The organism is Bradyrhizobium sp. USDA 4503 (assembly GCF_054055815.1).
The window spans coordinates 5468878-5487557 of sequence record NZ_JBSRXS010000001.1; the positions used below are offsets into that span (position 1 = coordinate 5468878).

Genomic DNA, 18680 nt, shown 5'->3' on the forward strand with positions numbered 1-18680 from the left:
ACGGAGCGAGCCGATGCCGAAGCCGATTTCCAGACGCGGCGTCCTGAAAGGCTCTGCGGCGCTTGCGGTCGGCAAGGTGTTCGCGTCACCGGTACGCGCCGCCGCGCCCGAGCCGGTCGCGATCACGCCCGATCTCGTCGCCGCCGCGACCAAGGAAGGCAAGCTCGTGTTCTATTCGTCGATGGACCTGCCGGTCGGCGAAAAGCTCGGCAAGGCGTTCGAGGCCGCCTATCCCGGCATCACCGTGCAGATCGAACGCTCAGGCTCGGAGCGGCTGTTTCAGCGCGTGGCGCAGGAATTCGATTCCAACATCCACGCCGCCGACGTCGTCAACAGCGCCGATGCCTCGCATTTCATCCCCTGGAAGAAGAGCGGTTGGCTGATGCCGTTCGTGCCCGAAGACGTCGCGAAGCATTTTCCCGACAATTACCGCGACCCCGACGGCATGGCCGTGACCACGCGGCTGTGGCTGTCGTCGATCGCCTACAACACCAATCTGGTGAAGGCGGAGGACGCGCCGAAGAGCTTTGCCGACCTGCTCGACCCGAAATGGGTGGGCAAGATGGTGAAGGGCCATCCGGCCTATAGCGGCACCATCATGACCACCACATTCCAGATCGTGCGCGAGCTCGGCTGGCCTTACCTCGAAAAGCTCGCAAAACAGCGCGTGATGCAGGTGCAGTCCTCGACCGACCCGCCGAAGAAGCTCTCGCTCGGCGAGCGCGCCGTGATGGCCGACGGCAATGAGTATGGCATCGTGCTCTTGAAGGAAGCCGGACAGCCGGTCGAGCCGGTCTATCCGACCGAAGGCACGCCGACGATCTCTGGTCCCACCGGCATCTTCGCCGGTGCGCCGCATCCGAACGCCGCAAAGCTGTTCCAGGCCTGGCTGCACACCCGCGCGACCCAGCAATTCTTCGTCGACTTCACCGGCCAATATTCGCTGCACGCCCAGGTGCAGCCGAAGGCCGGCCGGCGCAAGCTTTCCGACATCAAGCTGATGAAAGAGGATCCGGCGGGGGTGGAAGCGATGACCGAAGAAATCAAGACGCGCTATGCGCGCTTGTTCAGGGTTTGAGCGATGAAGGGCGCGGTGCACACTTCCTTGCCTCGCCCCGCTTGCGGGGAGAGGCCGACGCGCATCGCAAGATGCGCGGCGGGTGAGGGGGACTCTCCGCGCATTCGGTGTCTGCGGAGGCAGCCCCTCACCCCACCCCTCCAAGAGCAAGCTTCGCTTGTCTCGACCCCGCAAGAGCGGGGCGAGGGAGTCGAAACAGCTTGCAGCGTGCCAACATGACAACAACCGCCTCCCCCGCCGCAAAGCCCCGCATCGACTGGACACGCCCCGTGATGTGGCTGTTCGCGGCGCTGCTCATCCTGCTGATCCTGCTGCCGCTGTCGTGGCTCGCGGTGTTTGCCTTCACCGACAAGAGCCGGCATCCGACGCTGCAAAACTTCGTCACGCTGTTCAGCAATCCGGATTTCCTCGATCCGCTGCTGACGACCGCGATCATCGCGACCACGTCGGCGCTGATCTGCTGCATCGTCGCGGCGCCGATCAGCTGGCTGGTGTCGCGCACCGACATGCCGGGGCGGCAGACCATCCGCGCACTGGTCACGGCCTCGTTCGTGACGCCGCCATTTCTCGGCGCGGTCGCCTGGGAACTGCTGGCGGCGCCGAATTCCGGGCTGCTGAACCAGCTCTACCGGCTGTTCGCCGGCGAGGACGCCGACGCGCTGTTCAACATCTATTCGATGACCGGGATCATCTTCGTGATCTCCTGCTACACGTTCCCGTTCGTGTTCGTGCTGGTGGCCAATGCGCTCGACACCATGCCGGGCGAGCTCGAGGACGCCTCCGCGATCCTCGGCGGCAATGCCTGGACCACTGCGCGGCGGGTGACGATCCCGCTCGCGCTGCCCGCGCTGGTCGCGGGCGCCCTGATCGCGTTCCTGCAGGCGATGACGCTGTTCGGCTCGCCCGCGATCCTGGCGCTGCCGGCCGGCTTCCACACCATGACGACCAAGATCTGGAGCCTGTTCCAGTATCCGCCGAAGCTCGAGCTCGCGGCCGCCGCCGCGGTGCCGCTGCTGGTGCTGACCATCCTGCTGCTGCAGGGCCAGAAGGCGCTGCTCGGCCGCCGCGGCTATTCGGTGATCGGCGGCAAATATGGCGCGCCGCGCCGGGTCGAATTGCGCGGCTGGCGCTGGGCCGCGCTCGGCTTCTGCCTCCTGGTGCTGCTCAACCCGGTGTTCCTGCCTTACCTCGCGCTGCTCAACGCCGCGTTCTCGCCGAACGCGACCACGCTGGTGACGCCATCGACGGCGACGCTGCACAACATCGTCTTCGTGTTCACCGAGCTGTCGTCGACCCAGCTCGCGCTCAAGAACACCGTGATCCTCGGCACCGCGACCGCGACCATCGGCACCATCCTCGCGCTCGTCATCGCCTATGTCACGACGCGCAAGGTGATCGCGGGCTACCGCGTGCTCGGCTTCCTCGCCACCGCGCCGGTCGCGGTCCCCGGCATCGTGCTCGGCGTCGGCCTGTTCCTGAGCTACACGCGGCCGCCCTTCGTGCTCTACGGCACGCTGTGGATCCTGCTGCTGGCGTTCCTCACCATCAACCTGCCCTCTGCCTACCAGCAATTGCAGGCGGCGTTCGCGACCATCCATCCCGAGCTCGAGGAGGCAAGCCGCATTCTCGGCGCGACCCGGTTGCAGGCGCTGCGCCAGATCACCGCGCCCTTGCTGCGCACCGGCGTGATCGCGACCTGGTGCTTCATCTTCATCGGCGTGATGCGGGAACTGTCGGCGGCGATCGTGCTGTTCACCTCGCAGACCAAGGTGCTGTCGGTCCTGATCTACGACCTCAACGAAGGCGGCGACCTCGCCGCGATCGCGGTGCTCGGCATCGCGATGCTGGTGATCACCTTCGCCGTGGTGCTGGCAGTGAACCGGATTCCGATGTCCGGCGGCAATGCCGGCGCGCGGCTGCGGAACGGGTAGCTCGCCCTAACCACGTCGTCATTGCGAGGAGCGAAGCGACGAAGCAATCCATTCTATCCCTTCGGGGAACGATGGATTGCTTCGCTTCGCTCGCAATGACGAGGCAACCAAGGATGCCCGCCCCATCTGGCAATCGCCACATTCATCCCGATATAGAGCGGAACCCCGCACCATGAGGATCGTGTGACCAAATCCGCCACCACAACATCGCCCCCGGTCGCGCCGCGCCGGCCGCATTCCTTCACCACCCACGGCATCACGGTGACCGACGACTATGCGTGGATCAAGGATCCGAAATGGCAGGAGGTGCTGCGCGATCCCTCGATCCTAGATCCCGACATCCGGACCTATCTCGAAGCCGAGAACGGTTACACCGAGAGCCTGCTCGGCCATACCGACGTGTTGCAGAAGCGGCTGGTCAAGGAGATGCGCGGGCGGATCAAGGAGGACGATTCCAGCGTGCCGTCGCCGGACGGCCCGTTCGCCTATTTCCGCAAGTTCCGCGAGGGCGGCCAGCATGAGCTGTACTGCCGCACGCCGCGCGACGGCGGCGACGCCCATGTCGTGCTCGACGGCGACGCGCTGGCGAAGGACCACAAATATTTCAAGTTCGGCGGCAGCCGGCATTCCAACGATCACCGCCTGCACGCCTGGAGCGCCGACACCAACGGCTCCGAATATTTCTCGATCCGGGTGCGCGACTGGGCCACCGGCGGTGATCTCGACGACCTCGTCGAGGAGACCGACGGCGGCGTGGTCTGGGCCGCGGATTCCAAAAGCTTCTTCTACGTCAAGCTCGACGACAATCACCGGCCGATGCAGGTGTGGCGGCACAAGCTCGGCACCAAACAGGCCGACGACACCCTGATCTATGAGGAGCAGGATTCCGGCTGGTTCACCCACCTGCACGAGAGCGCGAGCGGCCGCTTTTGCGTGATCGCGGGCGGCGACCATGAGACCTCGGAACAGCGGCTGATCGATCTCTCCAGTCCCGACGCGCCGCCGCGGCTGGTCGCGGCACGCGAGGAAGGCGTGCAATATTCGATCGCCGACCGCGGCGACGAGCTGTTCATCCTCACCAACGCCGACGACGCCATCGACTTCAAGGTCGTCACCGCGCCGCTCACCGCGCCCGAGCGCAGCAACTGGCGCGACCTGATCCCGTATCGCGAAGGCGTCTATGTGCTCGACGTCGAGCTCTATGCCGGCCACATGGTGCGGCTGGAGCGCGCCAATGCGCTGCCGGCGATCATCATCCGCGACCTCAACAGCGGCGAGGAGCACGCGATCGCCTTCGACGAGGCGGCCTATTCGCTCGACACCATGGGCGGCTACGAGTTCGACACCACCAACCTGCGGTTTGCCTATTCGTCGATGACGACGCCGTCGGAAGTCTATGACTACGACATGGCGACGCGGACGCGGAGCTTACGCAAGCGCCAGGAGATTCCGTCCGGCCACAACCCGGCCGACTACGTCACCACGCGCATCATGGCGACCTCGCATGACGGCGCGCAAGTGCCGGTCTCGATCCTGCATCGCAAGGATTTCGTTCGTGACGGCAAGGCGCCGCTTTTACTGTATGGCTACGGCTCCTACGGCATGGCGATGCCGGCGTCGTTTGCCGCCAACCGGCTGTCGCTGGTCGACCGCGGCTTTGTGTATGCGATTGCGCATATCCGCGGCGGCGCCGACAAGGGCTGGGGCTGGTATCTCGACGGCAAGCGCGAGAAGAAGACCAACACGTTCGACGATTTCGCCGGCGCCGGGCGGGCGCTGATCGAGGCGAAATATACCGGTGAGAAGCGCATCGTCGGCCATGGCGGCTCGGCGGGCGGCATGCTGATGGGCGCGGTCGCCAACCGCGCCGGCGAGCTGTTCGCCGGTATCGTCGCCGAAGTGCCATTCGTCGATGTGCTCAACACCATGCTCGACGACACGCTGCCGCTGACGCCGCCGGAATGGCCGGAATGGGGCAATCCGATCGAGAGCGAGAAGGATTTCCGCACCATCCTGTCCTATTCGCCCTACGACAATGTCGCGGCCAAGGACTATCCGGCGATCCTGGCGATGGGCGGGCTCACCGATCCGCGCGTCACCTATTGGGAGCCGGCGAAATGGATCGCGCGGCTGCGCGCCACCATGCGCGGCGGCGGCCCGGTGCTGCTACGCACCAACATGGGCGCCGGCCACGGCGGCGCCTCCGGCCGCTTCAACCGCCTCGACGAGGTCGCGATCGTCTATGCGTTCGCGCTGTGGGCGGTCGGGATGGCTGACAAGGCGGAGGTGTAGGGTGCCGGTTGGCTTGCGCGGTCCCCTCCCCATCGTCGTCCCGGCGAAGGCCGGGACCCATACCGCGTGATCTATCGAGCAAGGCAGTCACAGTACCACGGCACACAACGCAACTGCCAGTCTTCGCCAAACTCCTCCCTGAGGTTATGGGTCCCTGCTTTCGCCGGGACGACGGCGGGATGTATGGCGATCGCTTATCAAGGACGACGGCGGAGAGTGAGGCGCTACCGCCCCTTCGCCTTCCGCCACGTCGCGAAATCCTTCAGCGTCTGTTCGTCGGTCGCAGGATAGAGCCCGAAGATGCCGCGACCGTTCTGGACCTGCTCGGTGACGAAATCCTCGAACGCGGTCATCTCGAAGGTCTCGTCGGCGATCTCGTCGGCGAGATGCGCCGGGATCACGATGACGCCGTCGCTGTCGCCAAGGACGACGTCGCCGGGAAACACCGGCGCATCGCCGCAGCCGATCGGAACGTTGATCTCGATCGCCTGGTGCAGCGTGAGGTTGGTCGGCGCGCTCGGGCGATGATGAAAGGCCGGGAAGCCGAGCCGCGCGATCTCGGCCGAATCCCGGAAGCCGCCGTCGGTGACAACGCCGGCGCAGCCACGCTTCATCAGCCGCGTCACCAGGATCGCGCCGGCCGACGCGGCGCGCGCATCCTTGCGGCTGTCCATCACCAGCACCGCGCCCACGGGGCACTCCTCGATCGCCTTGCGCTGCGGATGCGCGCGATCGCGGAACACCTCGATCTTGTTGAGGTCCTCGCGCGCCGGCATGTAGCGCAGCGTGAAGGCCTCGCCGACCATGGTCGGCTGATCCGGGCCCAGGGGATTAACATCCTGGATCATCTGGATGCGGAAACCACGCTTGAACAGCGCGGTCGCGACCGTCGCGGTGGAGACGGATTTCAGCTTGTTGCGGGTGGTGTCGCTGAGTTTTGACATGATGATTTTTCCGATTGTCATTCCGGGGCGGGCGCTACAGCGACCGAACCCGGAATCTCGAGGTTCCGGGTTCGATGCTGCGCATCGCCCCGGAACGACAGTGATCAATAAATCGACGGCTCGCCGACCGGCTTGCCAAAGCCGGTCTCGAGGAAATCGAAGTCGCAGCCCTCATTGGCCTGCTTGATGTGCTTCGAGAACATCCAGCCATAGCCGCGCTCGAAGCGCTGCTCGGGCTGTTTCCATTCGGCGCGGCGCCTGGCCAGCTCCGCCTCCGGCACATCGAGATTGATGGTGCGCGCGGCGACGTCGAGCGTGATGCGGTCGCCGTTCCTCACCAGCGCCAGCGGGCCGCCGATATAGGATTCCGGCGAGACGTGCAGGACGCAGGCGCCGTAGCTGGTGCCGCTCATCCGCGCGTCCGACAGCCGCACCATGTCGCGCACGCCCTGCTTCACCAGCTTGGTCGGGATCGGCAGCATGCCCCATTCCGGCATGCCCGGCCCGCCCTGCGGGCCGGCATTGCGCAGGATCAGCACGTGATCGGCCGTGACGTCGAGATCGGGATCGTCGACCGCCTTCTTCATCGACGGATAGTCGTCGAACACCAGCGCAGGCCCGGTGTGCTTGAGGAAACGCGGATCGCAGGCGCTTGGCTTGATGACGCAGCCATCGGGCGCGAGATTGCCCTTCAACACCGCGAGCGCGCCCTCCTTGTAGATCGGGTTGTCGACAGTGCGGATCACGTCGTCATTGTGCACCTCGGCACCTGCGATGTTCTCGCCGAGAGTCTGGCCCGTGACGGTGATGCAGTCGAGATGCAGATGCTGCCTGATCCGGTTCATCAGGCCGGGCAGCCCGCCGGCGTAGAAGAAATCCTCCATCAGATAGAGGTCGCCGCTCGGCCGCACGTTGGCGATCACAGGCACCTTGCGGCTCGCTTTCTCGAAATCGTCCAGCGAAATGTCCTGGCCGGCGCGGCGCGCCTGCGCGATGAGGTGAATAATGGCGTTGGTCGAGCAGCCCATCGCCATCGCGACCGTGATCGCGTTCTCGAAGGCCTTGCGCGTCTGGATCTTCTGCGGCGTGAGATCCTCCCACACCATCTCGACGATGCGACGGCCGGCCTCCGAACTCATGCGGATGTGGTTGGCGTCGGCCGCGGGGATCGACGAGGCGCCCGGCAGCGTCATGCCGATGGCTTCCGCGATCGCCGTCATCGTCGAGGCCGTGCCCATGGTCATGCAGGTGCCGTAGCTGCGGGCGATGCCGGCCTCCATGTCGACCCAGTCCTTGTCGGAGATCTTGCCGGCGCGGCGCTCGTCCCAGTATTTCCAGGCGTCGGAGCCTGAGCCCAGCGTGCGGCCCTTCCAATTGCCGCGCAGCATCGGTCCGGCAGGCAGGTAGATCGCCGGCAGGTTCATGCTGGTGGCCCCGAGCAGCAGGCCGGGCGTGGTCTTGTCGCAGCCGCCCATCAGTACCACGCCGTCGACCGGATGGCCGCGCAGCAGTTCCTCGGCGTCCATCGCCAGCATGTTGCGGTAGAGCATCGTGGTCGGCTTCAACAGCGATTCCGACAGCGACAGCGCCGGCAGCTCGAGCGGAAAACCGCCGGCCATCAGCACGCCGCGCTTGACGTCGTCGACCCGGCTCTTGAAATGCATGTGGCAGGGCTGCGCATCCGACCAGGTGTTGATGATCGCGATCACCGGGCGGTCGCGCCACTCCTCCGGCGCGTAACCCATCTGCATTGCCCGCGACCTGTGGCCGAAGGCGCGCAAATCATCGGGCGCAAACCAGCGCGCGCTGCGCAATTGATCAGGGGTCTTCTTCGTCATCGGCATGGGTCTCGACATTGCTCGCACGCGCGCGGTTCCGGCGCGCTTGCCCTGCGTCAGGCATACACTCGATTTTCAGACATGTCGTCCCGCCCCCGGCGCAGACGTGCCGTTCGCTGAACGTGCGCCGCACACGCTCCACAATGTGGCGATCGGAACGTAAACCGGCCCTGGCTTACTTTTGCTGCGCCGTCATCACGATGCGGACCAGATCGGCGGCGTTGCGCGCGCCGAGCTTCTTCATGATGTTGGCGCGGTGATCCTCGATCGTGCGCGGGCTGATCCCGAGGTGGCGCCCGGCTTCCTTGTTGGAGGCGCCCGCGGTGAACTGCTCGAGCACCTCGCGCTCGCGGCGGGTCAGCGGCTCGCGACCCGGGAAGTGCAGCGCGGCGATCCGCGACGCGGAGGTCTCGGCCTGGCGCCTGGTGTAGGCGTCGATCGCCTCGTTCAGACGGCTCACGATCTCGTTGCCGCGGAACGGCTTCTCGATGAAGTCGAGCGCGCCGTTCTTGATGGCACTGACCGCCATCGCGATGTCACCCTGACCGGAGATCATGAAGATCGGCGCCGGATAATCCTCGCCATGCAGCTCTCTCAGGATATCGAGGCCGGATTTGCCGGGGATATGAACGTCGAGCAGGATGCAGGCTGGCGTCCTGCTGCGCGCCACCGCGAGCAACGCCGCGCCGTCCGCAAAGCAGATCACCTTGTAACCAGCGGTCGACAGGACCACTGAAAGCGTCTCGCGAACGGCAGGATCGTCGTCGACTACAAAGATTTCCCCGCGCGGAGCGCCATTTTCAACCATATGCATCGTCCATCAGTGGTGAAGCGTGCTGCCCTGACCGCACAAGAACTAACTCGACCATCTCGATCAATGGACCCGTATTTGTACGGGACGTCCGCTTAACGCACAAGTAGCACCGCGTTCCCTAAAAGTGGGGGGCAGTGGAGAAACATGCATGGAAAATGCAGCGTCGGACCGCGTTGCAGCGCGCTTGGACGAGGGCCATGATCCCTACGGTCTGATCGTGACGGACCTGGTCGCGCTGATTGGCCATGTCCAGGCGAGCCTGCGGCTGATCGAAGCGGCGATCGCGCGCGACGCCCTGCTGGCCGCGCGGCAGGCCGACGTCGACACCGTCGTTCTCGACGACGTTACCCCGCGCTACCTCACAGCATCTACCGCCCTGCAGGCATACGATGCCGGCCTCGGCAGGACGCTCGACCGCCTGCGCGATTCCGGGGCAGCAGCGCGTCTGCTGAACTGACCCGCCGCCACCGACGGGTTCGGCCCAATCACCTCGATTGTCCCGACGACGCCCAACCCATCAGGCGACGATCCGTTCCACGCATCGTCCGGATTGGCCGCGGGCCTTGCCCGCCCGGTCGGATAGGCCTTCTTGACGTCAGGCCCTGGCCCGCTCTTCGTCCGCGGCCGATCGGCGTTTGCTCGGCTTGCCCTTGAGGAAACTGACGTCCATTTCGGTGCCGTTGACGCGGACCAGTTCGCAACGGCGATAGGCGAGGCCGGTCGAGGACAGCAGGAGGAAAAACTCCTTCAGGTTGAGCCCCTGAATGGAACCTTCGACGGTCAGCGAGGCATCGGTGTCCGAGATGGCATTGAGCTGGCAGTCGCGCCGCCAGGTGCCGTCGATGGCCATGATGCAGACATCGACACCCCGGCTGAAGGTGACCCGCTCAATGGATTTGCCGTCCTCGGCCATCGCTCAATATCCGACCGCCATGGCAGGCTTCGGCATGGCGAGCCCGGCCCGCACCCCGCTCGGCCGGTACAGGCCGCGCCGCTCGGGAATCGGCTTGAACGTGTCGGTCAGGCCGACCACGGTTTCGGCGGCGCCCAGCACCAGGAAGCCGTCGGCCTCCATCAACCGGGCGAGACGGTTGAAGATGCTGATCTTGGTGTCCTGATCGAAATAGATCAGCACGTTGCGGCAGAAGATCACGTCGAACGTGCCGAGCTGGGAGAAATCGTGCAGCAGATTGAGCTGGCGGTGCTGGACCATCGCGCGCAACTCGGGATTGACCTGCCAGAACTCACCCGACTGCTTGAAGTACTTGACCAGCATCTGGATCGGCAGTCCGCGCTGCACCTCGAACTGGCTGTAGATGCCGGCCTTCGACTTCTCCAGCACCTCCTGCGACAGATCGGTCGCGATGATCTCGACGCGCCATCCGGCAAGCGCCGCGCCCATTTCCTTCAGGCACATCGCCAGCGAATAGGGCTCCTGGCCGGTCGAGCCGGCGGCGCACCAGATCCGGACGCTGCGGCGCGCGGCGCGTGCCTTCAGCACCTCCGGCATGATGGTGTCGCGGAAGTGCTCGAACGGCACCTTGTCGCGGAAGAAGAACGTCTCGTTGGTGGTCATGGCCTCGATCACCTGAACGGTGTGCGTGGACGAGCCCGCCTTGATCTTGGCGACCAGGTCGGGAATGCCGGACAGGCCGCTTTTGCGCGCCAGCGGCAGCAGGCGGCTCTCGATCAGATATTGCTTGTCCGCGGACAGATCGAGACCGGACTGGTCCTTCAGGAGCTTACGCAGATACTCGTAGTCGGGGGGCGTCACGGGAGCCTCACAAGGGACTGAATGGTGAAACTGGGTGTCAGGCTTCGGCCGACGCGTCGAGCGCCAGCAGGCCCACTTCCTGGAATTTCGCGATCACGATGTCCTTGTCGAACGGCTTCATGATGTATTCGTTGGCGCCGGCATGCAGCGCCCGCGAGATGTGGTCGATGCCGTTCTCGGTGGTGCAGAACACGACCTTGGGCTGATCGCCGCCGGGCATGCGGCGGAGCTGCACGAGGAATTCGAAACCGTCCATCACAGGCATGTTCCAGTCGAGCAGCACGGCATCCGGCAGCGCGCGCTTGCAGGCTTCGAGCGCGACCGCGCCGTCCTCGGCCTCGATGACCGTGAACTCCATTCCTTCCAGGATGCGGCGCGCGATCTTTCGCACCACGCCGGAATCGTCGACGACGAGACATGTCTTCATGTGTTGGCCTCCCTGTGGAATCCACCGTCTCCGCGGTGGAGTGTTACGCTGCAGCAGCTGTTTTGGGCACCAGTTCGAGCACGCGATCGATATCGAGGACGACCATGAGCTGGCCGTCGAGGCGATGGACGCCGCCGGCGAGCTTGGCCATGCGGGGATCGAGGTTGACCGGGTTGTCCTCGCGGCTGTTTTCGGAGAGCCGCAGCACCTCGCCGATCTGGTCGATCAACAGGCCATAGGATTCGCCGCGCTGGTCAACGCCGACCGCCATCGGAGGCTTACCGTCGTCGGCCTTCGGCAGCCCGAGCCGGGCGCGCATGTCGACCACGGTGACGATACGTCCGCGCAGATTGAGCACGCCGGCGATCTCGCTGGAGGCCAGCGGCACCCGCGTCAGCCGCTCCGGCATGAACACGTCCTGCACCCGCGAGATCGGCAGGCCGAACAGCTGCCCGCCGATCACGGCGGTGACGTATTCGGCCATCGCGCCTTCGCTTGTCTCGGTCTTGCTGGTCATCAATGAACCCTTTGTTTGAGCATGATCCGATCGGAAAACCGCTTCACACTTTTCCGGATCATGCTCTCTCCCCTCAAGCCGCCCGGCGCAGTTCGGCGGTCTGCTCTTTCAGCGCCGCGATCAGCCCGGGACGATCAAACTTGGCGACATAGTCGTGGAAGCCGGCCTGCCGGCCGCGCTCGATCGCCGCCGGCGACACCATCGCCGACAGCGCGATGATCGGCAGCCCGATCAGATTGTGGTCCGAGCGGATGTTCTCGGCGAACTCAAAGCCGTTCATCTCGGGCATCTCGATGTCGGTCAGCACGACGTCGAAGCTCTGTCCCGAACGCAGCGCGGCGAGCCCTTCCTGCGCGCCGCCCGCGGTCCTGACCTTGTAGCCGGCGGCCTTCAAGACCGGCGCCAGCATGTTGCGGAAGAAGGCTGAGTCATCGACCAGCAGCACCGACTGCGCCGAGGCCGACGGCCGCATCTCCTTGCGCGAGAACCAGTCGGCGAACGCCATCGGCAGGAAGTGGCCGACGTCGATCACCTCGGTGGCCTGGCCCTTGATCACGGCCGAACCGAGGATGCCGTCCTGCGAACCCGCAACCTCGATGTTGAGCCGCTCCTCGACGATGTCGATGATCTCGTCGACCACGAGCCCCATCGAGCGGCCGTCGTCGGCGAACACCAGGATCGGCTGCGAGCCCTGCGACTGCACCTCGACGCCGGCCATCTGCACCAGCGGCATCAGCTGCTCGCGGTACTGCACCATGTAGCGGCCGTTCGAGAGTTCGATCTTGTCGGTTGCGATCTCCTCCAGCCGGGTGACGAGGCCGAGCGGCACCGCCTTGGGCTGCGAGGAGCCGGCGCGGAACACCAAGAGCGAGGTCAGCTGCTCGCCGCTTGCGGCGTGGGCGTTCGCATTGTCGTCGGCGAGGTCATGGGCCGAGGAGCCGGACGCGCCGAGGGCTTTTGCAATCCCGTTGGGGTCGATGATCATGATGACGGCGCCATCGCCAAGGATGGTGTTGCCGGAGAACATGTCGATGTGCCGCAGTTTTGTGGACATCGGCTTGACCACGATCTCCTCGGTGTGGAACACGCCGTCGACCACGATGCCGAAGGTCTGATTGCCGACTTGCGTGACCACGATGAAGCCGTTCTCGGCGTCTGACGTGGTCGCGCCGTCGTCGATCTTCAAGAGCTTCTTGAGGTGGATCAGCGGCAGCAGCTTGTTGCGCAGGCGCAGCACTGCGGTGTCCTTGATCCGCTCGATGCGGTGCTCGGAGTTGGCGCGGGCCCGCACCAGCTCGACGACAGACAATTGAGGAATCGCAAAGCGGTCGCCGCCGGCTTCCACGATCAGGGCGGAGACGATCGCCAAGGTCAGCGGGATCTTGATGGTGACCGAGGCGCCCTCGCCGGCCACGCTCTTGATGTCGATGGTGCCGCCGATCTGGTCGATATTGGTGCGCACCACGTCCATGCCGACGCCGCGGCCGGACACCGAAGTCACTTGCGCGGCGGTCGAGAAGCCCGGCGCGAAGATGAACTTGTGGATCTGGGCCTCGGTCATCTTCTCGAGCTCGGCCTCGGTGACGAGACCGTTCTGGAGCGCCTTGGCCTTGATCCGCTCGGTGTTGAGCCCGCGGCCATTGTCGGCGATGCAGATGATGATGTGGCCGCCCTCGTGATAGGCGGACAGGCGAATGGTGCCCTGCTCCGGCTTGCCGGCGGCGACCCGCTCGGCGGTGGTCTCCAGCCCGTGATCGGCGGAGTTGCGCACCATATGCGTCAGCGGATCCTTGATCAGGTCGAGCACCTGGCGGTCGAGCTCGGTGTCGGCGCCGTGCATCTCGAGCTCGATCTGCTTGCCGAGTTCGCCGGAGAGGTCGCGGACGATGCGCGGCAGCTTCTGCCAGGCATTGCCGATCGGCTGCATGCGCGTCTTCATGACGCCTTCCTGCAGCTCGGCGGTGACGTTGGAGAGCCGCTGCAAGGGCACCTTGAACTCGGTGTCCTCGTTGCGGCGGGAGATCTCCAGCAGCTGGTTGCGGGTCAGCACCAGCTCGGAGACCATGGTCATGAGGTGTTCGAGGGTGTCGACATTGACCCGGATCGACTGGTTGGCGATCTTGTCGCCTTCCTGGACATCCTCACCGGCGGCCTTGCGGGCCGGCTTCTTCGCAGCCTCAGCCGGCTCGGCGGCGGGAGCTGCAGCGGCAGGCTTCGCGGCCGGCGCCGGTGCGGCGACTTCGGTCTCGGTCTCGCGGAAGGCGCGCTCGAGCTCGTCGAGCGAGACCTCGCCCGGACGCAGCGGACGCTCCAGCGTCTGCACCACCAGCGCGCCTTCGGTCATTGCCGCCTGCACCGACGGCGCTTCAACGACAGGCACATCTTCATCAGCAGCAACCGGCATCGACTGCGTCGAGCCTGACGATATCGACTGCGTCGAATCGGACATCGCCGCCATGCCGTGCTCGACCATGGCCTCCAGCTGATCGATCAGATCGCGGTCATTGCCTTCAGGCTCGGCCTCGGTCGCCTCGAGGCCGCCGAGGATCTCCTTGATGCGGTCGATCGAGGACAGGATCAGCGTCACGGCTTCCGCCGTCACCGGCATGCCGTCGCGGAATTTGCCCATCAAGGTCTCGCCGGCATGCGCCAGCGCCTCGAGCCGCGGCAGCCCGAGGAAGCCGCAGGTGCCCTTGATGGTGTGCACAAGCCGGAAGATGTTATCCAGGATCTTCGCGTTGTTCGGATCCTGCTCGAACTGCACCAGCTGGTTGTCGACCGTATCCAGGCTCTCGCTGCTCTCCGTCAGGAACTCGCGCAACAGATCGTCCATGGATAGGTCCCCTCAAGGTGCTACGGAACGCTCGCCTTGCATCGATAACTTGGCCGGCTTCACGGCGACGTTAATTTTGCCGTCCGTGCAAATACGGACGATGAAGCCCTTCTGCAGTTCGACGACGCATCACGACAACACGGCCGGTCTCACAAGGACAGGCCTTACCACCCGGACGGGAAAGAGGCCGTTCCACCGGTCATCGCAATTTGAACTAATTGGAATTGAGGACCGCTAAGTCTGGCAAAACGTTCGCGACATGACGACCGCCTGCATCCGAACGCGATCGCTCATTGGTTGAACCCGGCGGGATGGCTAAGCGCAGCCAAAGAAAAGGCGGCGGAGTTTCCTCCGCCGCCTCGATAGTCGATGCCTGTCGCGGCTACGCTTAGCGGAGCAGCTGCAGCACGCTCTGCTGCGACTGGTTGGCCAGCGCCAGCGCGGACACCGCGATCGACTGGCGGGTCGACAGCGCCTGGCTGTTGGCCGCTTCCTCGTTGGTGTCTGCCAGCGTCAGGTTGGACGAGCCGGTCTGCAGCACGTTGATCAGGTTCTTCGAGAAGTCCTGGCGGATCTGCACGATCGACAGGTTCGAACCAAGGGTCGAAGCCTGGGTGCGCAGCAGGCCGCTCGCGCTGTTCAGCGTCTTCAGCGTCGCGTTGGCCGAAGCGTTGTCCACGAAGTCCGTGCCGGCGGTCAGCTTGGTGAGGTTGAGGCCGGTGGCGTCGAAGGTCACGCCCTGGATCTTCAGCGTCGAGGAGCCCGTCTCGTTGAAGGTCAGCTTGAGCTGATCGCCATTGAGCAGGTTGATGCCGTTGTACGACGCGTCCTGGGCGGTCGTGGTGATCTGGTCCAGGATGTTGTTGTACTGGTTGACCAGGTTGGCGCGGTTCGCCAGCGCAGTCGGGTCCTGCACCGGAGCGCTGCCCGCAAGGCCGTTGAACAGCTTGCCGGCGCCGGCCGCCGTGCCGCCAATCGTGCCGATGGTCGCCGAAGCGGCATCGTTGGTGGTGCTGATGGTGAGCGCACCGGCCGCACTGAGCGAGGCCTGCAGGTTGTTGGCCGCCAGCGCGGCGTTCAGGTCGTTGAGGGACTTCACCTTGCCGGCACCGGTGCCGAAGGTGATGTTGGTCGCGGTGCCGTTGCCGGTTGCGCCGATGGTCAGCGTGAGGGTGTCCAGCGGGCTCGCGCCAGCCGTGCCGGTTGCGGTTGCCGTAGCACCGGCCGGGAGGCCGAGCTGCGTCGCGTCGCCCGAGCTGAACGTACCGACGGTGAGCGTGTCGCCGGTGCCGGCGGTGTTGGTGCTGGTCAGGACCAGCTTGCCGGTGCCGTCGATCGAGGCGGCGACCTTGGCGCTGGCGCCGACCTGCGTGTTGATCGCATCGCGAACCTGGGTGGCGGAGTAGTTCGTGCCCGAGTTCAAGGTCACAGTCTGGCTGTTGATCTGGAACGTCAGGTTCGCGCCGGCCGCGGTGAGGTCGATGCCGGTATAGGCGGCGGTGCTGGTGAGGGTCGCATTGGTCGGGGTCGCGGTGCCGAGCAGGTTGTCGGCGGTCGCGCCGGGGATCGCGGCGGTCGTCACCGACGACTTCGCGGAATAGCCGACGGCGGCCTGCAGGGCCTGGTTGGCGACCGACTTGGCGCTGTCGACCAGCTTCTGCAGCGAGGTGATGCCGGTGTTGGCGGCCTGCAGCACCTGCACGCCGTTGCCGATGCCGTCCAGCAGGTTGTTGATGTCGCTGGCGCGGTTGTCGAGCGACTGCGCCGTGAAGAAGTTGGTCGGATTGTCGAGCGCAGTGTTGACCTTCTTGCCGGTGGACAAGCGGTTCTGCGTGGTGGCGAGCAGGTCAGCGGTCGACTGCAGCGAAAGCAGGTTTTGACGGACCGATGCCGAAAGAACGATGCCGGACATACTGGATACCCTTCTGGATGAACACGATTGACGCGACGCCGTAAATTTCGCACGGCGACCCACGTCACACTGGTCCGTCCGCGCTACCCGTTCGTTAAAGGGCTGGTCCGTACAAATACCCAGGACGGCCTTGCCGGTGATTCGACGGGCCGGCGCGATGGCTGGCCGCAGCAGCGCGCGGTCGGCGCCGGACCGACGTCATGGCCGTGAATTTCCTGCGCATGTGCAGGACTTGCGACATCCCGGCGCGGCAGGCCCGGCGCGTCGATAGCCGGCGTTGCAGGTCACCACGATGCAAAGTCCAGCGAGGAACAGAGTTAATGGAAATCAATAAATGAGAGACAAAGTCGCGCTGGGATCTCGCGCCGCGCGGATCGACGTCGATCACCGGTCCCGGCGGCGGCCACGCCGTCTGCCCTCCAGAGGGTATAGTTTCAACACCACAACCCTTGTGCAATTGGACAGGCAAGCTATGTTCGCAGTCCTTCCACACGCCAAGAGTAGGTGATGCGAGACCGTAGTGCTCCCGCCCTCGGCAGGAGCAGCAATGTCCGCGGTATCGCGTCCGCCCAATCGTCTGTTGCAAGCACTTCCCCCCACGGAGTACGCGCAACTTCATCCCCTCCTGGAAACCGTCGACCTGACCAAGGAAACGGCGCTCGCCGATGCCGGCGCGCCGGTGCAGCGGGTTTATTTTCCGCATAGCGGCGTGGTCTCGATGATGATCAATCTGTCCGACGGGCAATCTGTCGAGATTGCAACCGTCGGTCGCGACGGCGTCGTGGGCGCGTCTGCCGCCCTGCACGAGCGGCCGCTGCTTGCCGATGCGATTGTCGTGGTGCCAGGCTCAGCCTCGATGATGCGGGCGGAGGATTTCCGCGAGGCAGCAAATCGCAGCGCGGATTTCCGGACCCTGGTCGCGCTCTATGAGCAGGCGCTGATGGCGCAGACGCAACAATCCGTCGCCTGCAATGTTTCGCATCCGGTGGAGGCACGGCTGTCACGATGGCTGCTGCGCGCACGCGATCTGTGCGGCAGCGAGGCGTTGCCGCTAACCCAGGAGATGCTGGCGCAGATGATCGGCGTCCGGCGCAATGCGGTTTCGATTGTCGCACATGGGTTTCAGCAGGCCGGCATCCTGCGTTACAGCCGCGGTCATATCGAGATCACCGATATCGACGGCCTGCGGAAGGCGGCGTGTGAATGCTATACGACGGTCAAGGCGCACGCCGAACAATTGATCGGGCCGGAAGACTGACTGGCGCGCCGCCAGCCCCAACTGTGATCGAGCAGACAACCCGAATGTGCGGCGATAGGTCTATTCCTATTGGAACCAAGACATGTTTCCATTGGAACCCTGGCGTGCCAGAATAGGTTGCAAGGACGTCCAGCCGCACGTCAGCCCTGGGCCCAGAGACAAGCTTTGCCGGCAGGCTGGAGGTTGCTTTGGAAACGGTTCCTCGATCACCCAACGGATTCCTGGCGTCGCTCTCGGCGAGCGATTTCGAATTGATTCGGCCGCATCTGCGGACGGTCGACCTCGCGGCCGATTCGGTCCTGGTCGAGACCGACGAGATGCTCAAGCGGACATACATGCCGCACAAGGGCGTGATCTCGCTGGTGGTCAAGCTGGCTAGAGGCGAGCGCGTGCAGGTCGCGATGGTCGGCCGCGACAGCATCTATGGCGCATTCGCCCCGCTCGTCGAAGGGCCTGTCCTCAACAACGCCACGGTGCTGGTGCCCGGCGTCGCCTCGACCGTGGAACTCGAGCCGTTGCGCGCAGCTGCCGGCCAGAGCCCGACGCTTCGCGCGAGGTTGATCCGGCACGGGCTCGCCGTCTATGCCCAGATCCAGCAAACCGCCGGCTGCAACGCCGCGCACACCGTGGAGTCACGGCTGGCGCGATGCCTGCTGCACACGCGCGATCTCTCCGGCAGCAACAAGATCGTCCTGACGCAGGAGGCGATGGCGCAGATGATCGGCGCGCGCCGCAACAGCGTGTCGCTGGTCGCGCATACCTTGCAACAGGCCAATTTCATCCACTACAGCCGCGGGCACATCGAGATCACCAACGCGGAGGGGCTGATCAAGACGGCGTGCGAATGCTACGCCGCGGTCAAGGCGCAATATGCCGGACTGCTGAATTGTCAGGAAGTCGGCCGTTAGAGTTTGTTGTTTTTGCCGCGTCTTCTTCGCGCAAGCCGGCACCCGCTTCGCTCAAAAGCGCTCTGACCGCTGTGCAAGCCGTACTTCTACGGCGTGCGATTTTCATCGTCGGATAACGCTGTTTCCTCACATTCACGTGGACGCACGGGGGAGC

General features: G+C 64.9%; 15 protein-coding genes. 6 read left to right on the top strand and 9 right to left on the bottom strand.

Features of this window, described 5'->3' with window-relative positions; translation table 11 throughout:
- Positions 1 to 13: 13 nt before the first annotated feature.
- The 3 genes from ACVMIH_RS26090 to ACVMIH_RS26100 all read left to right on the top strand — a co-directional run bounded on the left by ACVMIH_RS26090 (position 14) and on the right by ACVMIH_RS26100 (position 5301).
- Positions 14 to 1078 (top strand): extracellular solute-binding protein, encoded by a 1065-nt coding sequence (locus ACVMIH_RS26090; RefSeq protein ID WP_456854327.1) that lies wholly within the window; start codon positions 14 to 16, stop codon positions 1076 to 1078.
- Positions 1079 to 1293: 215 nt separating this feature from the next.
- The gene (locus ACVMIH_RS26095) at positions 1294 to 3009 is read left to right on the top strand and encodes an ABC transporter permease (protein WP_456854325.1); all 1716 of its coding nucleotides are present in this window, start codon (positions 1294 to 1296) and stop codon (positions 3007 to 3009) included.
- A gap of 183 nt (positions 3010 to 3192) precedes the next feature.
- Positions 3193 to 5301: a S9 family peptidase gene (locus ACVMIH_RS26100; protein WP_456863937.1), complete on the top strand. Its 2109-nt coding sequence runs from the start codon at positions 3193 to 3195 to the stop codon at positions 5299 to 5301.
- A 224-nt stretch (positions 5302 to 5525) separates the two neighbouring features.
- Here the strand turns inward: ACVMIH_RS26100 and ACVMIH_RS26105 are convergent, their stop codons facing one another.
- From ACVMIH_RS26105 to ACVMIH_RS26115, 3 genes are all read right to left on the bottom strand, one after another.
- The gene (locus ACVMIH_RS26105; protein WP_456863940.1) at positions 5526 to 6245 is read right to left on the bottom strand and encodes a ribonuclease activity regulator RraA; all 720 of its coding nucleotides are present in this window, start codon (positions 6243 to 6245) and stop codon (positions 5526 to 5528) included.
- A gap of 104 nt (positions 6246 to 6349) precedes the next feature.
- Complete coding sequence (gene araD / locus ACVMIH_RS26110; protein ID WP_456863943.1) at positions 6350 to 8083, bottom strand: L-arabinonate dehydratase; 1734 nt, start codon at positions 8081 to 8083, stop codon at positions 6350 to 6352.
- A 175-nt stretch (positions 8084 to 8258) separates the two neighbouring features.
- Complete coding sequence (locus ACVMIH_RS26115) at positions 8259 to 8891, bottom strand: response regulator transcription factor (protein ID WP_018269422.1); 633 nt, start codon at positions 8889 to 8891, stop codon at positions 8259 to 8261.
- Between the two features lie 154 nt (positions 8892 to 9045).
- On the opposite strand from ACVMIH_RS26115, the gene ACVMIH_RS26120 reads away from it, so the two are divergent.
- Positions 9046 to 9354 (top strand): hypothetical protein, encoded by a 309-nt coding sequence (locus tag ACVMIH_RS26120; RefSeq protein WP_456863946.1) that lies wholly within the window; start codon positions 9046 to 9048, stop codon positions 9352 to 9354.
- 138 nt (positions 9355 to 9492) lie between these two features.
- Here ACVMIH_RS26120 and ACVMIH_RS26125 read toward each other — a convergent pair whose 3' ends face one another.
- From ACVMIH_RS26125 to ACVMIH_RS26150, 6 genes are all read right to left on the bottom strand, one after another.
- On the bottom strand, positions 9493 to 9810 hold the full coding sequence (locus ACVMIH_RS26125; protein ID WP_057021081.1) for a hypothetical protein: 318 nt from the start codon (positions 9808 to 9810) through the stop codon (positions 9493 to 9495).
- 3 nt (positions 9811 to 9813) lie between these two features.
- Positions 9814 to 10671, bottom strand: coding sequence for a CheR family methyltransferase (locus ACVMIH_RS26130; protein ID WP_456863950.1), 858 nt, complete (start codon positions 10669 to 10671; stop codon positions 9814 to 9816).
- A gap of 37 nt (positions 10672 to 10708) precedes the next feature.
- Positions 10709 to 11098, bottom strand: coding sequence for a response regulator (locus ACVMIH_RS26135; protein WP_018269419.1), 390 nt, complete (start codon positions 11096 to 11098; stop codon positions 10709 to 10711).
- Positions 11099 to 11141: 43 nt separating this feature from the next.
- Entirely contained in the window at positions 11142 to 11615 is a 474-nt protein-coding gene (locus ACVMIH_RS26140) for a chemotaxis protein CheW (RefSeq protein ID WP_253588546.1), read from the bottom strand.
- A 73-nt stretch (positions 11616 to 11688) separates the two neighbouring features.
- The gene (locus ACVMIH_RS26145; RefSeq protein ID WP_456863953.1) at positions 11689 to 14448 is read right to left on the bottom strand and encodes a hybrid sensor histidine kinase/response regulator; all 2760 of its coding nucleotides are present in this window, start codon (positions 14446 to 14448) and stop codon (positions 11689 to 11691) included.
- A 388-nt stretch (positions 14449 to 14836) separates the two neighbouring features.
- Positions 14837 to 16360 (bottom strand): flagellin N-terminal helical domain-containing protein, encoded by a 1524-nt coding sequence (locus ACVMIH_RS26150; RefSeq protein WP_076834571.1) that lies wholly within the window; start codon positions 16358 to 16360, stop codon positions 14837 to 14839.
- A gap of 547 nt (positions 16361 to 16907) precedes the next feature.
- Here ACVMIH_RS26150 and ACVMIH_RS26155 point away from each other — a divergent pair.
- Both ACVMIH_RS26155 and ACVMIH_RS26160 read left to right on the top strand, forming a co-directional pair.
- A complete protein-coding gene (locus ACVMIH_RS26155) occupies positions 16908 to 17618 on the top strand; it encodes a Crp/Fnr family transcriptional regulator (protein ID WP_063779960.1) in 711 nt (236 codons plus the stop codon).
- A 188-nt stretch (positions 17619 to 17806) separates the two neighbouring features.
- Positions 17807 to 18526, top strand: a complete 720-nt coding sequence (locus ACVMIH_RS26160; RefSeq protein ID WP_456863956.1) for a Crp/Fnr family transcriptional regulator — start codon at positions 17807 to 17809, stop codon at positions 18524 to 18526.
- The last annotated feature ends 154 nt before the right edge of the window (positions 18527 to 18680 follow it).

What these genes read in the sequence shown, in the direction of transcription:
- ACVMIH_RS26115 (WP_018269422.1), bottom strand. Translation starts at nt 8,891, where the DNA reads ATGGTTGAAAATGGCGCTCCGCGCGGGGAAATCTTTGTAGTCGACGAC.
- ACVMIH_RS26120 (WP_456863946.1), top strand. Translation starts at nt 9,046, where the DNA reads ATGGAAAATGCAGCGTCGGACCGCGTTGCAGCGCGCTTGGACGAGGGC.
- ACVMIH_RS26150 (WP_076834571.1), bottom strand. Translation starts at nt 16,360, where the DNA reads ATGTCCGGCATCGTTCTTTCGGCATCGGTCCGTCAAAACCTGCTTTCG.
- ACVMIH_RS26105 (WP_456863940.1), bottom strand. Translation starts at nt 6,245, where the DNA reads ATGTCAAAACTCAGCGACACCACCCGCAACAAGCTGAAATCCGTCTCC.
- ACVMIH_RS26140 (WP_253588546.1), bottom strand. Translation starts at nt 11,615, where the DNA reads ATGACCAGCAAGACCGAGACAAGCGAAGGCGCGATGGCCGAATACGTC.
- ACVMIH_RS26155 (WP_063779960.1), top strand. Translation starts at nt 16,908, where the DNA reads ATGTCCGCGGTATCGCGTCCGCCCAATCGTCTGTTGCAAGCACTTCCC.
- ACVMIH_RS26090 (WP_456854327.1), top strand. Translation starts at nt 14, where the DNA reads ATGCCGAAGCCGATTTCCAGACGCGGCGTCCTGAAAGGCTCTGCGGCG.
- ACVMIH_RS26135 (WP_018269419.1), bottom strand. Translation starts at nt 11,098, where the DNA reads ATGAAGACATGTCTCGTCGTCGACGATTCCGGCGTGGTGCGAAAGATC.
- araD (WP_456863943.1), bottom strand. Translation starts at nt 8,083, where the DNA reads ATGACGAAGAAGACCCCTGATCAATTGCGCAGCGCGCGCTGGTTTGCG.
- ACVMIH_RS26095 (WP_456854325.1), top strand. Translation starts at nt 1,294, where the DNA reads ATGACAACAACCGCCTCCCCCGCCGCAAAGCCCCGCATCGACTGGACA.
- ACVMIH_RS26125 (WP_057021081.1), bottom strand. Translation starts at nt 9,810, where the DNA reads ATGGCCGAGGACGGCAAATCCATTGAGCGGGTCACCTTCAGCCGGGGT.
- ACVMIH_RS26145 (WP_456863953.1), bottom strand. Translation starts at nt 14,448, where the DNA reads ATGGACGATCTGTTGCGCGAGTTCCTGACGGAGAGCAGCGAGAGCCTG.